Genomic DNA, 17,620 nt, shown 5'->3' with positions numbered 1-17,620 from the left:
AGCCCTGGGGCGCTCCGGTCTCCCGGGAGCCCCAAGGCCGTATTGTACACGAAGCGGAGGAAGATCGCAATAGTTTTCACAAACTTTCCTCAATTTTTCCCCTTGTCCGCCGGGCCCTCTCCCGGCGGCTTCGGGCCGTGGGCCCCGCCGGCGGCGTAATCGGCGCACTCCACGGGCAGGCCCTTCTTCCGCAGGCGCACGTCCATGAAGAAGTCGATCAGGCACCGCAGGCACGCGCACACCGGCACGCCGAAGAACATGCCCACGATGCCGAAGAAGCTGCCGCCCACCAGGATGGCGATGATGACCCACAGGCTGGAAAGGCCCGTGGTGTTCCCCAGGATCTTCGGCCCGATGACGTTGCCGTCCAGCTGCTGGAGGGCCAGGACGAAGATCAGGAAATACAGCGCCTGCTTGGGGGAGACCAGCAGGATGAGGAAGGTGCTGGGGATGGCCCCCAGGAACGGCCCGAAGAAGGGGATGATGTTCGTCACGCCCACGAAGACGGACACCAGGGGCGTATACGGGAAACGCAGGATAGAACAGCCCGCGAAGCACAAAATACCGATGATGATGGAGTCCAGCAGCTTCCCCCGGACGAAGCCGGAGAAGATGCTGTCCGCCCGCCGCACGCCCCGGAGGACCAGCCCCACGTCTTCCCTGGAACACAGGCTGTACACCAGCTTCCGCCCGTAGGCGGCGCAGCGCTCCTTGGTCGCCATCAGGTAGATGGAGGCGATGACCGCCACCAGCAGGTCCTTGACGAAGTTCACCAGGCTCAGCACGCCGCCGGACACGGTGGTCATCACCGTCTGGAGCTGGGGGAGGACGTCGTTGGTCAGCAGCCGGTCGAAGTTCTGGAAATAGGCGTTCATCTGCTCCCCCACCCGCGCCGCGGTCTCGGGATAGGTCTCCAGCAGGTGGGTCACCCAGCCGCTGATGGTGCTGTAGTAGTCGTCTATGTTGGCGATCAGCTGGAGGATGCTCTTATACAGCTCCGGCATCAGCACGGAGGCCAGCAGATAGATGAAGAAGCAGATCACCAGCCAGCTCAGCAGGATGCTGGCGGTGCGGACCGCCGCCGCGGCGGAGCGGCTGCGCGTCCTCCCCGCCCGGCGGGGGAAGAGCTTCCGCTCGAAGAAGTTGACCATGGGGGTCAGCAGATAGGCGATGAAGGCCCCGTAGAGGATGGGGCGCACCGACGTCAGCACCGCCAGGATCGTCTTCCCTCCGAAGAGCGTGTCGTAAAACAGCAGGATGGCGGCAGCGGCCAAAAACGCCGTCACGCCCATGCCGATGTAGTCCTTTTTCCGTTCCACGGTCCCTACCTTCCTTTCCCGGCCCGGTGAAAGACCGTCCCCCCGGACCGGGGCGCCTCCCGGCCTTCGCCGGGGCCTTGGAGCGCGGGGACGCGTCCCTCCCGGGACCCTCCCCCGCCGCCTCCCTCCCGCCGGAGGAAGCCCCCTTTTCGATCCGCTCTCCTCCTCATTCTACACGAGGGCGCAGGGAATTGCAATCCTCATTTTCCCGTGATATACTAGGGGGGACGCTTTTTAACGGCATTTTGATGCCGTCCTATGGTATGCTGGATACATCGAGGTGACAGCTTATGAAACAGCGCAGGCTCCTGATGATCGTCAACCCCCGGGCCGGGAAGAGCAAGTCCCACGGCCCCCTGTTCGACGCCGCCGCCGTCCTCTCCCAGGCGGGGTATCTGCTCTCCATCCACATGACCACCGCCCCCGGCGACGCCGCCGAGACCGCCCGGCGGGAGGGCGGGCGCTACGATCTGGTCGTGGCCGTCGGCGGCGACGGGACGCTGAACGAGGTGGTCTCCGGCCTGACCCGGCTCCGCCGCCCCCCGCTCCTGGGCTACCTGCCCCAGGGCAGCACCAACGATTTCGCCGCCAGCCTCCATGTCTCCGGCGACCCGGCGGAGGCCGCCGCCGCCATCGCCCGGAACGTCCCCCGCCAGCTGGACGTGGGCTGCTGGAACGGGCGGAGCTTTTTCTACGTGGCCTCCTTCGGGGCCTTCACCCGGAGCAGCTACGCCGCGCCCCAGGCGTCCAAGAACGCCCTGGGCCATTTCGCCTATATCCTGGAGGGCATGAAGGACCTGAGCACCCTCCGGCCCTACCAGGTCCGCCTCACCGCCGACGGGGAGATCCTGGACGGGGAATACCTCTTCGGCGCGGTCTGCAACTCCACCTCCATCGGCGGGCTGATGAAGCTCGACCCGGAGCGGGTGGTGCTGGACGACGGCCTCTTCGAGCTGCTGCTGATCCCCAGCCCCAAGACCGCCGCGGGCCTGCAGAGCCTGGTCCACGCCCTGCTGAACCAGGAGTACGACAGCCAGGGGCTGGTCTTCCGCCACGTCTCCTCCCTCCATCTGGAGACGGAGGAGGACCTGCCCTGGTCCCTGGACGGGGAATACGCCCCCAGCGCCCCGGCGGTGGACATCGAGAACCGCCGCCAGGGCCTGACCATGCTGCTGTGAGCGGCGAGCTGGAGCGGCTCCGCCGCCGGTTCGAGGCACACACGCCGGGCCTCCTGGGCGCGGAGCGGAGCTATGCCGTCCTCGCCCCCCTGGTGGAACGGCCGGACGGCCTCCACCTCCTCTTCGAGGTCCGGGCCCCCCAGCTCCGGCAGGGGGGCGAGGTCTGCTTCCCCGGCGGGCGGATGGAGGCCGGGGAGACGGCGGCGGAGTGCGCCCTCCGGGAGACGGAGGAGGAGCTGTCCATCCCCCGGCGGGAGGTGGCCCTCCTGGGCCGGCCGGACTTCATCTGCAACCAGCGGGGCTTCCTGCTCCAGCCGGTGCTGGGGCTGGTGTCGCCCCGGGGCCTGGCGGCCATGCGACCCTCCCCGGCGGAGGTGGCGGAGGCGTTCACCGTCCCCCTGGCCTTCTTCCGGGAGACCGAGCCGGAGATCTGGCGCTACGACCTGATCCCCCGGGTGCCGGAGGCGTTCCCTTACGGCGCCGTGGGCATCCCCCGGGATTACGCCTGGAGCCGCGGACAGGTGGAGCTCCCCATCTGGCACCACCGGGGCCATGTCATCTGGGGCATGACAGCGCGGGTGGTGCGGGAGATCGCGGGATAAAAAGACCAAGGAGACGGGCTTCCCCGTCTCCTTCCGTTCAAGCGCCCGCCTCGGCGGCCCCGCCGCCCTCGATCCGGCTGGCGATATAGGGCTCCACCTCGTCGAAGCCGATGTCCAGCGCCGTGGCCAGCTCCCCGTAGAGCAGGCGCTCCGCCTGCTTCATATACCGCTCATCCACCATGCCCAGCCGCCGGTTCTTGGACTCCGCCTGGCCCCGCTTGTGGTGGATGGCCTTCATCATCTCGATCAGGGCCTGGTGCCCCCCGTCCCGGACGGCGGTCTGGTACTGCTGGGCCAACGCCTGGGCCGTGCCTCCCCGGCACGCCGCCGCCTGGATGCCGGGCATCCGGTCGATCAGCGCCTCCGCCTCCTCCCGGCTGATCACCGGGCGCATGGGCACCTTCACGCTGTCCACCGGGGCGTAGATCACCCCGTCCTGCCACAGGGGTCGCAGGACATAATACTGCCGTCCCCGGGCCCCGCCGGGCTGGTCCAGTTTCGTGACCTCCTCCACCCGGCACACGCCGGTGGATCCATATACTACCAGTTCTCCAGGCTGAAACATGAAGACCTCCTCCTCCGTGGGGCCGCTCTCAGCCCCGCATCCATCCGTGCTCCTCGGCTTCGCTCCTATAGTTTACCACACTTTTGATGGAATATGTAAGAGAAATTTTGCAAATATCAGCAATTTCTCCGTTTTTACCCAAAAAGGATTGACAAATATCCCCAATTTCTTTATGATGGGGCTGTCGCCGGACCTCCGTCCGGCCTATCGAACACGAAAAGGAGCGTATCCAAGATGAGCATCGACATCAAGGCCAAGATCGAGGAGCTGACCGCCAAGCTCCAGAAGGACCCCGCCCTCCTCAAGAGCTTCCAGGAGGACCCTGTGAAGGCCCTGGAGGGACTGATCGGCGTGGACCTGCCGGACGATCAGCTCAAGCCCCTGGTCGCCGGCATCAAGGCCAAGCTGGCTGCCTCCGACCTGGGCGGCAAGCTGGACGGGCTGAAGAAGCTGTTCTGAGCCTGTGGGAAGCGCGGCGCTCCGGAAGATCCGGAGCGCCGCGCTTCAGCCTGTCGAAAACGTCTTTTCGACAGGCTGAGCAAGTTTTCAGGGCTTTTAAAAAAGTCCTGAAAACTTTTTTATCAAAAACGAAAGGGACCCCTCCTGGGTCCCTCTCGTAACGCTCTTCCTTCCCGTCGAGGAAGTCCCCCTTGCTTTTTTGACGCTCCGGAGCGCCGCGCTCCCTGCTGCCGGGTCATGCGATGGCGTCATAGACCGCCCGGCTGATCTCGCCGCAGACGGCGTAGATGCCGCAGGCATCCTTCCCGCCGTCGGCCCCGGTGGTCAGCACCACCACGCCGTCCCCGGTGGAGGGGTCGTAGCTGAGAAGGTTATACACGCCGTAGGCGCTGCCGGTGTGGTAATACAGCGCCTCCCGGCCATAGGTCCCGGGCCGCAGCCGCATGGGCAGGGCCTGATAGGTCCCGTCGGGGAGCGCCCGGGCGCTGTGGCCCTCCATCCGCTCCACGGACGCCGCCTCCATCAGCCGCACCCCCTCGAAGCAGCCGTCCCCCGCCAGCAGGGCCGCCAGCTTCGCCATGTCCTTGGCGCTGGTCGTGAACCCTCCGGCGAACTGCCGCCCCGTGGCCCCCGGCGCGCTCCAGCGGGCGACGCTCCGCACCGAGTCGGCGGAGCGCCCCAGCGAACGGGTCCGGTACAGCGGGGCGATGAGCTCCGGCTGTTCCAGCGCCCCGGCGGCGAAGGCCCCGTCCGCCCCCACGAAGTCCAAGACCCGCTCGCTCAGCACGTCGTCCAAGTACCGCCCCGAGGCCAGCTCCAGCGTCTGCCCCAGGATGCCGAAGGCGTGGTTGTTGTAGTTCCAGCTGCCCAGGCTCCCCGGCGTGCCGCCGCCGTAGCCGGACTTCGAGCCCAGCTGGGCCTTGACGCCCTCGTAGTCCCAGGCGATGCTCTCGCTGTTCAGCAGGGTGGATGTGTGGGTCAGGATCGAGCGGATCGTGACCGGCTTCCACAGGGCCGTGCCCCAATAGGCGCCGATGCCGGCGTCGTAGTCCACCGCGCCCTCCTCCTGCAGCAGGGCGGCGCAGAGGCCCACCGCCACTTTCGAGAGGGAGGCCACCCGGATCTTGTGCCGGTCGGTCATGGGCACGGTCCCCTGCACCGCCCAGCCGTACCGATACGTATCCGTCACCGCGCCGCCCTCGACGACGGCCACCTGGACCCCCACCGCACCGTGGCGGCGGGCGGCGGCGGCGACGGCCTGGGCGATCGCCTCGTGGCGCTCCCTGGAGCGGCTGGCAGTCCCGCCCTCCGGCAGGGCCAGCTCCCCCGCCAGGGGGTCCCGCTCCCGCTCCAGACGGGCCAGGATGCACGCCAGCTGGAGGCGGGACACCGGCAGGTCCGGATAGATCCCGTTGTCCGTCATGCCCTCGTACAGCCCCCGGTCGAACACCCAGTCCATCGCCTCCCGCGCGTAGGCGGGGACCTCCTCGCCCTCCGCGCAGACCGCGGTCCGGCAGGTCATGTCCTCCCCCCGCCAGGCGGCGAAGCGGTACAGCATCGCCGCCAGCTGGCTCCGGGTCACAGGAGAGGCGGGCGCGAAACGCCCCTCCCCCATACCGCCGCTGACCCCCGCGCTGCCGGCCCAGGCCACGGCGTCCCGATATTCCTCCGGCACGTCTCCATACCCGCACTCGTCCACCCGGACCTGGACGCCGCTGAGCCGGTACAGGGCGGCGACGGCCTCCCCCCGGCTCACCGGCTCCTCCCCGCCGAAGGCCCCCTCCGGCCCTGTCTCCAGCAGTCCCCGATAGACCGCGTAGCAGGCGGCGTCCCGGTGCTCCTCCGGGACCCCCGTCACCGCCGCCGCCCGCATGTCCGCCAGGCTCCCGGCGGGCCCGGCGGTCTCCGCCAGGACGCATCCGGCCTCCGGCGCCTCTTCGGCCGGCGCGGCCTCCCCCGGCGCGGTCTCTCCCGGGACGGCCTCTCCCGATGCGGTCTCTCCCAGGACGGTCTCTCCAGATGCCGCCTCCGCCGCCCCGCATCCCCGGTCTTTCGCCGCCTCCGCCAGGGGCGGCACGGCGCATGTCCCCACCAGCGCCAGCGCCAGGAGCGCCGCCGCTATCCATCGTTCCCCCATGATCTCCCATCCCTCTTTTTCCGGCATATCCCGGTATCTTTCCCCATTATAGCCGCCGCTTCGACGGCTGTCAATCTTCCCTCCCGCCGGGGGATCTGGTCGATATCCCCCAGGTCCCCGCCGGTTTTGTCCTATAAATTCGGCGGATCCATACTATCCCCCGCCGCCCTCCCTCTGGTATAATCACACCTGTTTCGATCTTATGGCTCCCGGAGGACTGCGTCATGCTTCATCTGCTCTTAGCCGTCATCTATCTCTCCTTCATCAGCCTGGGCCTGCCCGACGCCCTGCTGGGCGCGGCCTGGCCCACCATGTACGGCACCTTCGGCGTCCCGGTGTCCTACGCCGGGGCCATCTCCATGATCATCGCCCTGGGCACGGTGGTCTCCAGCCTCCAGAGCGGGCGCCTCACCCGGCTCCTGGGCACGGGGAAGGTCACCGCCCTCAGCGTGGGCCTCACCGCCCTGGCGCTGATGGGCTTCTCCCTCAGCGGCTCCTTCTGGCAGCTGTGCCTCTGGGCCGTGCCCTACGGACTGGGCGCGGGCAGCGTGGACGCGGCGCTGAACAACTACGTGGCCCTCCACTACGCCAGCCGCCACATGAGCTGGCTCCACTGCATGTGGGGCATCGGGGCCAGCCTGGGCCCCTATCTCATGGGCTTCGCCCTCACCGGCGGGCGGGGCTGGCCGATGGGCTACCGCTGGATCGCCTTCCTGCAGATCGGCCTGACCCTCGTCCTGACGGCCGGGCTCCCCCTCTGGCGGATCCACAGCGGCGGGGGCCGGGAGGAGGAAGCCCTCCCCCGCTCCCTGACCCTGGTCCAGGTCTTCCGCATCCCCGGCGTCAAGTCCACCGCCGCCGCCTTCTTCTGCTACTGCGCCCTGGAGCAGACCGCCGGCCTCTGGGCCAGCAGCTACCTCACCCTGCAGCGGGGCGTCCCGGCGGAGACGGCGGCGGGGTTCGCCAGCCTGTTTTACCTGGGCGTCACCGCGGGCCGGGGCCTCAGCGGCTTCCTGACCCTGGCCCTCGATGACCGGCAGATGGTCCGCCTGGGCGAGGGGATCTCCGCCCTGGGCCTCCTCGCCCTCCTGCTCCCGGCGGGGGGAGAGCCCCTGGCCCTGGCGGGGCTGGTCCTCATCGGCCTGGGCTGCGCCCCTGTCTATCCCTGCCTGATCCACTCCACCCCGGACCACTTCGGCGCGGAGAATTCCCAGTCCGTCATCGGCGTCCAGATGGCCAGCGCCTATGTGGGCACCTGCCTGATGCCGCCCCTCTTCGGCCTCATCGCCGCCCATATCGATCCGGCCCTGTTCCCGGTGTACCTCCTGGCCGTCCTCCTGGCCATGTCCGCCGCCCACGAGGGGCTGCTCCGGACCGCCCGGGGGTGAAGCCTCCATCCGTGAAGCCTCCATCCTCCAAGCCCCGGCGGCTCTCCAGGCCCCGGCGGTCCCCTGCGGGACCGCCGGGGCGCTTTTGTCCCTGGCCATGCCGCCGGACCGGGCGGGACGGGGGCGGGCGGTCCGCCCCGGGACGGCGCATCCGGTCCAGATAAAACAGCCGGACCGCAGGATATCCTGCAGCCCGGCTGTCCCGTGTGCGCTGTCCCGGATCTTCGAGATCCGTCATCTCCAAAAGTCCGTCTCCTCCCGCAGGCCGATGGACGCCGCCTTGAAGACCGGATCCTTCCCGTCGCGCCTCTGCTCCAGGTAGTCCTCCAGCGCCCGGATGGCCTTGCCGCCCAAGAGGACGATCACCGGCAGGTTGATCAGGGCCATGACGCCCATCAGCACATCGGCGATGTTCCAGACCAGGCCCACCTCCAGCAGCGCCCCGACGAAGACCAGCGCCACCGCGGCCAGGTCGAACACCATCCGCCCCGCCGGGCCGACCTTCCGCCCGGCGATGTAGTTCATGCAGCCCTCGCAGTAGAACAGGTTCCCCAGCAGGGTGGTGAAGGCGAACAGCAGCAGGGCCAGGGTGATGAAATACGGCCCGAAGGAGCCGAACACCGTCGCCAGGGACGCCTGGACCAGCGGCGCGCCGGTCAGCCCGCCCTTGATGTCCACGCCGGTGCAGAGGGTCATCATGGCCGTGGCGGTGCAGATCAGCAGGGTGTCGATGAACACGGAGAGCATCTGGACCAGGCCCTGCTTCACCGGGTGGGACACGTCCGCCGCCGCGGCCGCGTTGGGGGCGGAGCCGATGCCCGCCTCATTGGAGTAGAGGCCCCGCTTCACGCCCTCCATCACCGCGGACCCGGCGAAGCCGCCGAAGACGGCCCGGAAGTCGAACGCCTCCCGGAAGATCCGGGCCAGCACGCCGGGGAGGGCCCCGATGTTCAGCGCCATCACCAGGATGGCCATGACGATATACAGCACGCCCATGACCGGCACCAGGACGCCGGTGACCTTGACGATGCGCTTCCCGCCGCCGAAGATGCACACCGCCACCAGCAGGGCCAGCACCCCGCCGCCGGCCGCCGCCGCCACGCTGAACTCCCGGCCCCCCAGGACGACGGTCCCGGCGGCGGCGTAAAAGCCGTAGCTGCTGAAGCTGCTGATGAGGTTGAAGGAGCAGAGCATATTGAAGCCCCCGGCGTAAGTGGCGATGAGGGCGGCGGCGAACAGCACGCCCAGGACGCGGCTCTTCAGCGCCGCCTGGATGTAGTAGGACGGGCCGCCGTAGCTGCCGCCCTCCGGGTCACGCTTTTTGTAGATCTGGGCCAGGGTGCTCTCCACGAAGGCGGAGGCCCCGCCCACCAGGGCGATGACCCACATCCAGAACACCGCGCCATAGCCCCCGGCAGCGATGGCGCTGGCCACGCCCACGATGTTGCCGGTGCCCACCCGGCTGGCGGTGGAGACCATCAGCGCCTGGAACGCGGAGACGGCGTTCTCCCCCTTGGGCTTCTCCGACACCACCCGGATGGACTCGGGCAGGAGCCGGAGCTGGACGAACTTGCTCCGCAGGGTGAACCAGAGCCCCACGGCCAGGAGGAGGACGATCAGGATATAGCTGTACATATAGCCGCTGACGGCGTCGATCAGGTCGGAGAACGCTTGATACATGGTCATTCCCTCTCTTTCCCAAAATTCACGGAGAGGTCCGGCCTCTCCGCAGTGCGGCCAGTATATCATGCTCCCCCGCCTTTATACAACCCTAACTTCCCGGATCTCCCCGGGTCTTCGCACTTTCGGCGTTTTGTCCAGTCCCCGCCCCTCCTCCCGTCCCCCGGCGGCGGCGAAAACGCCGCCGTTTTCGGAGATCTCGACAAAAAGCAGCCCCGGACCGGTTGACAAAATTGGCGAATAGGATAAAATAAGTCCAGGACTTCATAAGTTCGGGATCTGCCGGATCGTTGGCCGGATCGCCCAAAGCCCTTGGGACGCCCTTCGATCCAAGGGAGGAGGAGGATGGATGGAAGAGACCTATCTGGCACACCGGTCGGAGGACGGGCGGGAACAGACCGTCCTCGAGCATCTGGACGCGGCGGCGGCGGCATGCGCGCGGTCCGCTTCCGCCTTCGGGGCCGGGGAACAGGGCCGGCTGGCCGGGCTGGCCCACGACATCGGGAAGTATTCCGGCGCGTTCCAGCGCCGGATCCGCGGCGAGGACATCCGGGTCGACCACTCCACCGCCGGAGCGTGGGAGTGCGCGAAGCTGGGCCAGCTCCCCGCCGCCTTCGCCGTGATGGGGCACCACGGCGGCCTCCCGGACGGCGGCGGCAAGACGGACGGCCCGGACCAGGGCACCTTTTGCGGGCGCATGAACAAGGCGGCGGCGGGCCGGCTGGCGCCTTACGACGCCTGGAAGGGGGAGGTGGTCCTCCCCAGGGCCCCCCTCCCCTTCCCGCTCACCAGCCCCCCGGAGATGATGTTCTTCACCAGGATGCTCTACTCCGCCCTGGTGGACGCCGATTTCCTGGACACCGAGGCGTTCATGGACGGAGGCTCCTGCCGGGGCGGCGGCGGCCCCGTGGAGGTGCTCGACCAAACGCTCCAGGCGCATCTCGCCGGCTGGTCCCCGCGGGAGAGCCCGCTGAACGGCCAGCGGAGCGCCCTGCTGCGGCGCTGCACCGAGCAGGGCGAGGCACAGGGCCCCGGCCTGTTCACCCTCACGCTGCCCACAGGGAGCGGGAAGACCTTGTCCTCCCTGGCGTTCGCCCTGCGCCATGCCAAGACGCACGGCCTGAGGCGGATCGTCTACGTCCTGCCCTATACCTCCATCATCGAGCAGAACGCCCAGGTCTTCCGGGACATCCTGGGGGAGGACGATGTGCTGGAGCATCATTCCGGGGTGCTGTACGACCTGAGCGAGGACGCCGGTCCGCAGGCGCGCCGTCTGGCCAAGGCGGCGGAGAACTGGGACCGGCCCGTGGTGGTGACCACCGCCGTGCAGTTCTTCGAATCCCTCTACGCCGCGCGCTCCTCCAAATGCCGCAAGCTCCACAACCTGGCCCAGAGCGTCATCATCCTCGACGAGGCGCAGATGCTCCCGATCCCCTATCTCCGGCCCTGCGTCTTCGCCCTCGCCCAGCTGGCCGCGCACTATCGGGCCAGCGTGGTCCTCTGCACGGCGACCCAGCCCGCCCTGGGGCCGCTCTTCCGGGAGTTCCTGCCGGACCGGCCCCCGGTGGAGCTCTGCCCCGCGGAGACCTATCAGGGCGCGCTCTTCCGGCGGGTCACCTTCCGGCGGGAAGGCGTCCTGAGCCCCCAGGAGCTGGCCGGGAGGCTCAGCACCCTCCCGCAGGTCCTCTGCGTGGTCAACCGCCGCAAGGCCGCGCAGGAGCTTTACCGCCTATTGGACGGGGAGGGCGCGTTCCACCTGTCCACCCTCATGTGCCCCGCCCACCGCAAGCGCGCGCTGGCGGAGATCCGCCGCCGGCTGGACGAGGGGCTCCCCTGCCGCGTGGTCTCCACCTCCCTCATCGAGGCCGGGGTGGACGTGGACTTCCCGGCGGTGTTCCGGGAGGAGGCCGGCCTGGACTCCATCCTCCAATCGGCGGGCCGCTGCAACCGGGGAGGCAAGCGCTCTCCCGACGAGAGCGTCGTCACCATCTTCCGGTCGGAGGGGAAGCCCCCCGCCCTGTTCCGCCAAAACATCGACGCGGGACGCTATGCCCTGGACCATTCCGACCGTCCCGACAGCCCGGAGGCCATCTCCCTCTACTTCCGCGAGCTTTTGGACCTGAAGGGGGAGGAGGCCCAGGACGCGCAGGGCATCCTCCCGCTGATGGGAGACGAACGGGACCGCTTCCCTTTCCGCACGGTCGCCGAGCGCTTCCACCTGATCCAGGAGGGCACCCGGACCGTCTACATCCCCTGGGAGGAGGGCGCGGGCGCGGCGGACCGCCTCCTCGCCGGAGAGCGCTCCCGCAGCCTGTTCCGGGAAGCGGGGCAGTACGGCGTGTCCGTCTACCCGGACCACTTCGGCGCGCTGGACCGCGCCGGGGCCCTGTCGCTGCTGGAGGACGGGAGCGCGGTCCTCACGGACCGTTCGCTCTATGCCGAGGACACCGGGCTGGTCCTGACGCCGCCGGGAGGGGAGGCGATCCTCCTCTGATGACACGGCCCCTTCCATCCCACGCAAACCATGGCAACATGAGATCGCTTTAAAGAAAGGAGTGGACGCCATGCCGATCTCCTTAGAGGTCTGGGGGGATCACGCCTGCTTCACGAGACCGGAGATGAAGGTCGAGCGGGTGAGCTATGACGTGATGACCCCCTCGGCGGCACGGGGACTGCTGGAGGCGGTCTACTGGCATCCGGGGATGCGGTACATCATCGACCAGATCCGCGTCTGCGCCCCCATCCGGACCATGAACCTGCGGCGCAACGAGGTGAAGTCCACCATCAGCGCCCGGACGGCCCGGACGGTCATGGACCGCCGCAGGGGCGCGCTGTACCTGTCCGCCTCGGACGACATCCAGCAGCGGGCCACGCTGCTGCTCCGGGATGTCCGGTATGTGATCGACGCGCACTTCGTCATGACCGACCAAGCCGCGCCGGGGGACAACCCCGGGAAGTTCCAGGACATCCTCAAGCGCCGGGTCCGCCGGGGACAGTTTTACCACCAGCCCTGCTTCGGCTGCCGGGAGTTCCCCGCCCAGTTCAAACTGTGCGAGGAGCCCCCCGCCTGTCCGGAGGAGCTGGAGGGGGAGCGGGACCTGGGCTATATGCTCTGGGATATGGACTATTCCGACCCGTCGAACATCGTCCCCCTGTTCTTCCGGGCCAAGCTCACCGACGGGATCTTGCGCGTGCCCGCGCGGGACAGCGGGGAGGTGATCGGATGATCCTGCAGGCACTGAGCGAGCACTATGAGGCCCTGGCCTCCCAGGGGAAGATCGCGAGGCCCGGCTGGTCGGACGCGAAGATCTCCTTCGCCCTGTGCATCGACGGCGGCGGGGGACTGGAGCGGGTGGTCTCGCTCAAGACCGAGCAGACGCGGGGCAAGAAGACCGCGCTCCTCCCCCGGAGCATCTCCCTCCCGGCCCCGGTCAAGCGCACGGTGGGCATCCTCCCCAATTTCCTTTGGGACAATCCCAGTTATCTCCTGGGCGCGGACGCCAAGGGCAAGCCCCAACGGAGCATGGAGTGCTTCCGGGCCTGCCGGGCGTTCCACCACCGGCTCCTGGACGGGACAGACAGCCCGGCGGCCCGGGCGCTCCTGGCCTTCTTCGACCGCTGGGATCCCGCCGCCGCGGCGGGGCACCCCGCCCTGCAGGAGGACTGGGAGGACCTGATCTCCGGCGCTAACCTGGTCTTCCGGTATGACGGGGCCTTTCTCCACGACGATCCCCTCATCCGCCGGGCCTGGCAGGACCATTACGGCTCCAGCGAGGGCGGGACGCAGATGGTCTGCCTGGTCACCGGCCGGGAGGGGCCCGCAGAAGCGGTCCACCCCTCCGTCAAGGGCCTGGCCGGGGCCCAGTCCAGCGGCGCGGCGCTGGTCTCGTTCAACGCACCGGCCTTCTGCTCCTACGGGCACGAGCAGAACCTGAACGCCCCCGTGAGCAAGTACGCCGCCTTCGCCTACACCGCCGCCCTCAACCATCTGCTCTCGGACCGGGAGCATGTGTACCGGATCGGGGACACCTCGGTCCTGTTCTGGGCGAAAAGCGGCGAGGCCGATTTCCAGACCGCCTTCGCCGCCTGGACCTTCGGCGGGCCGTCGCACTATGACGCGGGGGACCTGGGCAGGATGCTGGGCTCCCTTTTGAAGGGGGAGCGCGTCCAATACGACGAGACCATGCTGGACCCCGGGATGGATTTCTACATCCTGGGGCTCTCCCCCAACGCCGCCCGGGTGTCGGTGCGGTTCTTCCTGCGCGGCTCCTTCGGCGGCTTCCTGCAAAACGTCCAGCGGCACTACGACCGGCTGGAGATCGTCCGGCCCGCCAACGACCGCTTCGACACCATCCCCCTCTGGAGGCTGCTGGACGCCACGGTCAACAAAAAGTCCCGGGACAGCTCCCCCTCCCCGGTCATGGCCGGCGAGACCGCCCGCGCCATCCTCACCGACACCCGCTACCCCGCCTCCCTTTTGAACGGGACCATCCTCCGCATCCGGGCCGACCACGAGGTGGACCGCACCCGGGCCGCCATCCTGAAGGCATACTACCTGAAAGCTCCGCACCCTGAAATCTCGAAGGAGGTCTTGACTGTGTCCCTGAACCCCACCTGCGGCGACCCCGCCTATGTCCTGGGCCGGCTGTTCTCGGTCTATGAGTCCATCCAGTCCGACGCCAATCCGGGCATCAACGCCACGATCAAGGACAAGTATTTCAATTCGGCCGCATCCATCCCGGCCACCGTCTTCCCCATCCTGGGGGGCCTGGCCCAAAAGCACCTGAAAAAGCTGAAGGGCTCCAGCCGGGGCAAGAGCATCTTCTACGAAAAGCAGATCGGGGAGATCGCCGCCCTGCTGGGGACCGGCTTCCCCGCCCGCATGTCCCTCCCCCAGCAGGGGGCGTTCCAGCTCGGCTACTACCACCAGACCCAGGCGCGCTATCAGAAGAAGGAGGAGAAGTAACATGTCCGGACCGATCAAGAACCGCTATGAGTTCGTCATCCTGTTCGATGTGGAGAACGGCAATCCCAACGGGGACCCCGACGCCGGCAACATGCCCCGGGTGGATCCGGAGACCGGGCTCGGCCTGGTCACCGACGTGTGCCTCAAGCGGAAGATCCGCAATTATGTCGAGACGGTGAAAGGGGAGTCCGCCGGCTACCGCATCTACGTGAAGGACGGCACGCCCCTCAACCGCAGCGACGCCGAGGCGTATGCCGCCCTGGACGTCACGGGAGAGACCGTCAAGGCCAAGAAGAAAGAGGACCCCGACCTGGACCGCAAGATCCGGGACTGGATGTGCGCCAACTTCTTCGACATCCGCACCTTCGGCGCGGTGATGACCACCTTCGTCAAGGCGGCGCTCAACTGCGGCCAGGTGCGCGGCCCCGTCCAGCTGGGCTTCGCCCGGAGCATAGAGCCCATCGTGCCCCAGGAGGTCACCATCACCCGGGTGGCCATCACCACCGAGGCCGACGCGGAGAAGAAGGACACGGAGATGGGCCGCAAGTACATCGTCCCCTACGGCCTCTACCGCTGCGAGGGGTATATCTCCGCGAACCTGGCCCAGAAGACCACCGGCTTCTCCGAGGAGGACCTGGAGCTGCTGTGGGACGCCATCCGCGGCATGTTCGAGGACGACCGCTCCGCCGCCCGGGGCAAGATGGCCGTGCGGGAGCTGATCGTGTTCGAGCACGATTCCGCGCTGGGCTGCGCCCCGGCCTGGAAGCTCTTCGACACCGTGCAGGTGGAGCGGGCCGACCCGGACGACCCCGCGCCCGCCCGCTCTTACCGGGATTACCGGGTCACGGTGGACGAGGCCGCCCTCCCGGCCGGCGTCGCCTGCCGGCGGCTGGTATGACGGGCTGGCCGGAGGAGGAGACGCTCCAGCTGGCCGGGCTGCAGCACTTCGCCTTCTGCCGCCGCCAATGGGCCCTCATCCATGTCGAGGGCCTGTGGCGGGAGGATCTGCGGACCGTGGAGGGCAGCCTGTTCCACGCCCGCGCCCACGACAGCCGGCAGCGGGAACGCCGGGGGGACACCCTGATCCTGCGGGGGCTCCCCGTGTTCTCCCGCACCCTCGGCGTTTCCGGCCAATGTGACGTGACGGAGTTCCATGCGGATCCCGGCGGCGTCCCCCTCCGGGGCGAGGAGGGGCTCTGGCAGCCCTATCCGGTGGAATACAAGTGCGGCCGGCCCAAGGAGCATGACGCGGACCGGCTCCAGCTCTGCGCGCAGGCCATGTGCCTGGAGGAGATGCTCTGCTGTCCCATCCCGGAGGGCGCGCTCTTTTACGGCGAGACCCGCAGGCGGGTCCCGGTGGCCTTCACCGACCCCCTGCGCCAGACCGTGCGGGAGCGGTTCGAGGAGATGCACCAGCTCTATCATCGGGGCCACACCCCCCGGGTCAGGCCGGCGAAGGCGTGTAGCGCCTGCTCTTTGAAGGAGCTGTGCCTGCCCGGCATGGGGAGGCGGGGGACAGTGGAGGACTATCTGCGCAAAGCCGTGGAGGATACGCCATGAGACATCTGCTCAACACGCTCTTCATCCTGTCCGAGGACATCTACCTTTCCCTTGACGGCGAGAACGTCGTCGCCAACCGGGGCCAGCAGATCGCGGCCCGCTACCCGCTGCATACGCTGTCCGGCATCCTGTCTTTCTCCTACGCGGGCGCCTCCCCGGCGCTGATGGGCGCCTGCGCCAAGCGGGGCATCTCCCTTGCGTTCTGCACGCCCCGCGGGAGGTTCCTGGCGCGGACGTGCGGAGAGAGCAGCGGGAACGTCCTGCTGCGCCGGAAGCAGTACCGGGTCGCGGACGCCCCGGAGGAGAGCTGCCGGATCGCCCGGACGATGATCTTCGGCAAGCTCCACAACGCCCGCTGGAGCATCGAGCGCACCCGCCGGGACCACGGGCTGCGCCTTGGGACGCAGGCCCTCTCCGCCGCTTCCGAGACGCTGAAGGGACTGCTCCCGGACATCCTGGAGGCCACGGACCCGGAGCGTCTGCGCGGGCTGGAGGGCGCGGGCTCCGCCGCTTATTTCGGGGTCCTGGACGACATGATCCTGCAGAGGAAAGACACCTTCTATTTCCATGGCCGCAGCCGCCGTCCGCCCTTGGATCCGTTCAACGCGCTGTTGTCCTTCGCCTACAGTCTCCTGGCGAACGACTGCGCCTCGGCCCTGGAGAGCATGGGACTGGACTCTTACGTGGGCTTCCTCCACCGTGACAGGCCGGGGCGGACCTCGCTGGCGCTGGACCTGATGGAAGAGATGCGTCCCTGCATGGCAGACCGGTTCGTGCTGACCCTGGTCAACGACCGCATGATCAAGGCGGAGGATCTCCAGCAGCACGAAGGCGGGGCCACGCGATTGTCCGACGAGGCGCGGCGCGCGTTTTTGAAGCGCTGGCAGGAAAAGAAGAAGGAGACGCTGACCCATCCATATCTGGGAGAGAAGATCCCCTGGGGCCTGGTGCCCTATGTCCAGGCGCTGATGCTGGCCCGCTATCTTCGGGGGGATCTGGATGCCTATCCGCCTTTCTTGTGGAAATGAGGCTTGTTTATGTTGGTCCTGATCACATATGATGTGAACACAGAAGATCCTGCGGGGCGCAAACGCCTGCGCCAGATCTCGAAGCAGTGCGTCAACTACGGACAGCGTGTCCAGTGCTCTGTGTTCGAGTGCCTTTTGGACCCCGCGCAGTGCAGGTCTTTGCAGGCGAAGCTGCGTTCCATCATGGATGAGGGGAAGGATAGCCTGCGTTTTTATTACTTAGGCGATCGCTATGAAAAGAAGATCGAGCACTTTGGCTGTAAAAGCACGTATTTGCCGGATGACCCGCTAATCCTTTGACTGCGAACCGCAAGCGGTCATGGATCTGCGCACCGGTTCGCACTTCAAATGTATGTGATCTAGGTCTGTCGAGGCCGGATCTTCATACTGTGTCGGACCTGCTCCGGCTTCCAGGTACGTGTTTTTTGTGGGATATGGCTATCTGCTCGAAAGATCTTTGTGCACTTTTGCTGTCGCTCCCCTCGCGGGGAGCGAGGGTTGAAATAAGAGGGTGACGACATGGAACTGACCTTGGATGCGTCGCTCCCCTCGCGGGGAGCGAGGGTTGAAATCTCGTCAAACTTAATGGTAAAAGGAGCCGTCCCAAGTCGCTCCCCTCGCGGGGAGCGAGGGTTGAAATTTCGCCTGTTCATCGGCGATAAGCGGGTTCGAGAGTCGCTCCCCTCGCGGGGAGCGAGGGTTGAAATCTCACAGAATTTAGCTTTGAAAACCTGGGCT

15 protein-coding genes and 1 CRISPR repeat array are annotated in these 17,620 nt (G+C 67.7%); of the genes, 11 read left to right on the top strand and 4 right to left on the bottom strand.

The window, feature by feature from the left end; genetic code table 11:
• Nucleotides 1–89 precede the first annotated feature (89 nt).
• Nucleotides 90–1,319: an AI-2E family transporter gene (locus tag QZ332_RS08090; RefSeq protein ID WP_295764324.1), complete on the bottom strand. Its 1,230-nt coding sequence runs from the start codon at nt 1,317–1,319 to the stop codon at nt 90–92.
• Between the two features lie 290 nt (nt 1,320–1,609).
• Between QZ332_RS08090 and QZ332_RS08085 the strand changes: the two genes are divergently transcribed.
• Nucleotides 1,610–2,497 (top strand): diacylglycerol kinase family protein, encoded by an 888-nt coding sequence (locus QZ332_RS08085; protein WP_295764323.1) that lies wholly within the window; start codon nt 1,610–1,612, stop codon nt 2,495–2,497.
• Nucleotides 2,494–3,099 (top strand): CoA pyrophosphatase, encoded by a 606-nt coding sequence (locus tag QZ332_RS08080; RefSeq protein WP_295764322.1) that lies wholly within the window; start codon nt 2,494–2,496, stop codon nt 3,097–3,099. Before QZ332_RS08085 ends, QZ332_RS08080 begins: the two co-directional genes overlap by 4 nt.
• Nucleotides 3,100–3,136: 37 nt before the next feature.
• Here QZ332_RS08080 and QZ332_RS08075 read toward each other — a convergent pair whose 3' ends face one another.
• Nucleotides 3,137–3,664, bottom strand: coding sequence for a CarD family transcriptional regulator (locus QZ332_RS08075; protein ID WP_295764321.1), 528 nt, complete (start codon nt 3,662–3,664; stop codon nt 3,137–3,139).
• Between the two features lie 234 nt (nt 3,665–3,898).
• Between QZ332_RS08075 and QZ332_RS08070 the strand changes: the two genes are divergently transcribed.
• Nucleotides 3,899–4,123, top strand: a complete 225-nt coding sequence (locus QZ332_RS08070) for a hypothetical protein (protein ID WP_295764320.1) — start codon at nt 3,899–3,901, stop codon at nt 4,121–4,123.
• A gap of 235 nt (nt 4,124–4,358) precedes the next feature.
• On the opposite strand, the gene QZ332_RS08065 is transcribed toward QZ332_RS08070, so the two are convergent.
• Complete coding sequence (locus QZ332_RS08065; RefSeq protein WP_295764319.1) at nt 4,359–6,287, bottom strand: serine hydrolase; 1,929 nt, start codon at nt 6,285–6,287, stop codon at nt 4,359–4,361.
• Nucleotides 6,288–6,484: 197 nt separating this feature from the next.
• Between QZ332_RS08065 and QZ332_RS08060 the strand changes: the two genes are divergently transcribed.
• Nucleotides 6,485–7,648 (top strand): sugar MFS transporter, encoded by a 1,164-nt coding sequence (locus QZ332_RS08060; protein WP_295764318.1) that lies wholly within the window; start codon nt 6,485–6,487, stop codon nt 7,646–7,648.
• A gap of 234 nt (nt 7,649–7,882) precedes the next feature.
• Here the strand turns inward: QZ332_RS08060 and QZ332_RS08055 are convergent, their stop codons facing one another.
• Nucleotides 7,883–9,334, bottom strand: coding sequence for an alanine/glycine:cation symporter family protein (locus tag QZ332_RS08055; protein ID WP_363324042.1), 1,452 nt, complete (start codon nt 9,332–9,334; stop codon nt 7,883–7,885).
• A 343-nt stretch (nt 9,335–9,677) separates the two neighbouring features.
• Between QZ332_RS08055 and cas3 the strand changes: the two genes are divergently transcribed.
• The 7 genes from cas3 (at nt 9,678) to cas2 (ending at nt 17,182) form a co-directional block, all read left to right on the top strand.
• Nucleotides 9,678–11,822, top strand: coding sequence for a CRISPR-associated helicase Cas3' (gene cas3, locus QZ332_RS08050; RefSeq protein WP_295764317.1), 2,145 nt, complete (start codon nt 9,678–9,680; stop codon nt 11,820–11,822).
• A gap of 70 nt (nt 11,823–11,892) precedes the next feature.
• Nucleotides 11,893–12,555 (top strand): type I-C CRISPR-associated protein Cas5c, encoded by a 663-nt coding sequence (gene cas5c / locus QZ332_RS08045; RefSeq protein WP_295764316.1) that lies wholly within the window; start codon nt 11,893–11,895, stop codon nt 12,553–12,555.
• Nucleotides 12,552–14,294: a type I-C CRISPR-associated protein Cas8c/Csd1 gene (gene cas8c, locus QZ332_RS08040; protein ID WP_295764315.1), complete on the top strand. Its 1,743-nt coding sequence runs from the start codon at nt 12,552–12,554 to the stop codon at nt 14,292–14,294. Before cas5c ends, cas8c begins: the two co-directional genes overlap by 4 nt.
• Nucleotide 14,295: 1 nt before the next feature.
• Entirely contained in the window at nt 14,296–15,192 is an 897-nt protein-coding gene (cas7c, locus tag QZ332_RS08035) for a type I-C CRISPR-associated protein Cas7/Csd2 (RefSeq protein WP_295764314.1), read from the top strand.
• Entirely contained in the window at nt 15,189–15,854 is a 666-nt protein-coding gene (gene cas4, locus QZ332_RS08030; protein ID WP_295764313.1) for a CRISPR-associated protein Cas4, read from the top strand. Before cas7c ends, cas4 begins: the two co-directional genes overlap by 4 nt.
• On the top strand, nt 15,851–16,882 hold the full coding sequence (gene cas1c / locus QZ332_RS08025) for a type I-C CRISPR-associated endonuclease Cas1c (protein ID WP_295764312.1): 1,032 nt from the start codon (nt 15,851–15,853) through the stop codon (nt 16,880–16,882). The genes cas4 and cas1c overlap by 4 nt, the downstream gene beginning before the upstream one ends.
• A 9-nt stretch (nt 16,883–16,891) precedes the next feature.
• Nucleotides 16,892–17,182, top strand: coding sequence for a CRISPR-associated endonuclease Cas2 (cas2, locus tag QZ332_RS08020; RefSeq protein ID WP_295764311.1), 291 nt, complete (start codon nt 16,892–16,894; stop codon nt 17,180–17,182).
• 172 nt (nt 17,183–17,354) lie between these two features.
• A CRISPR array of direct repeats spans nt 17,355–17,589; the repeat unit is 33 nt; unit sequence GTCGCTCCCCTCGCGGGGAGCGAGGGTTGAAAT.
• Nucleotides 17,590–17,620: the final 31 nt, after the last annotated feature.

It is taken from the genome of uncultured Oscillibacter sp. (genome assembly GCF_910584465.1).
Classification (GTDB): Bacteria; Bacillota; Clostridia; order Oscillospirales; family Oscillospiraceae; genus Oscillibacter.
This window is presented reverse-complemented; position numbering and strand designations above follow the sequence as displayed.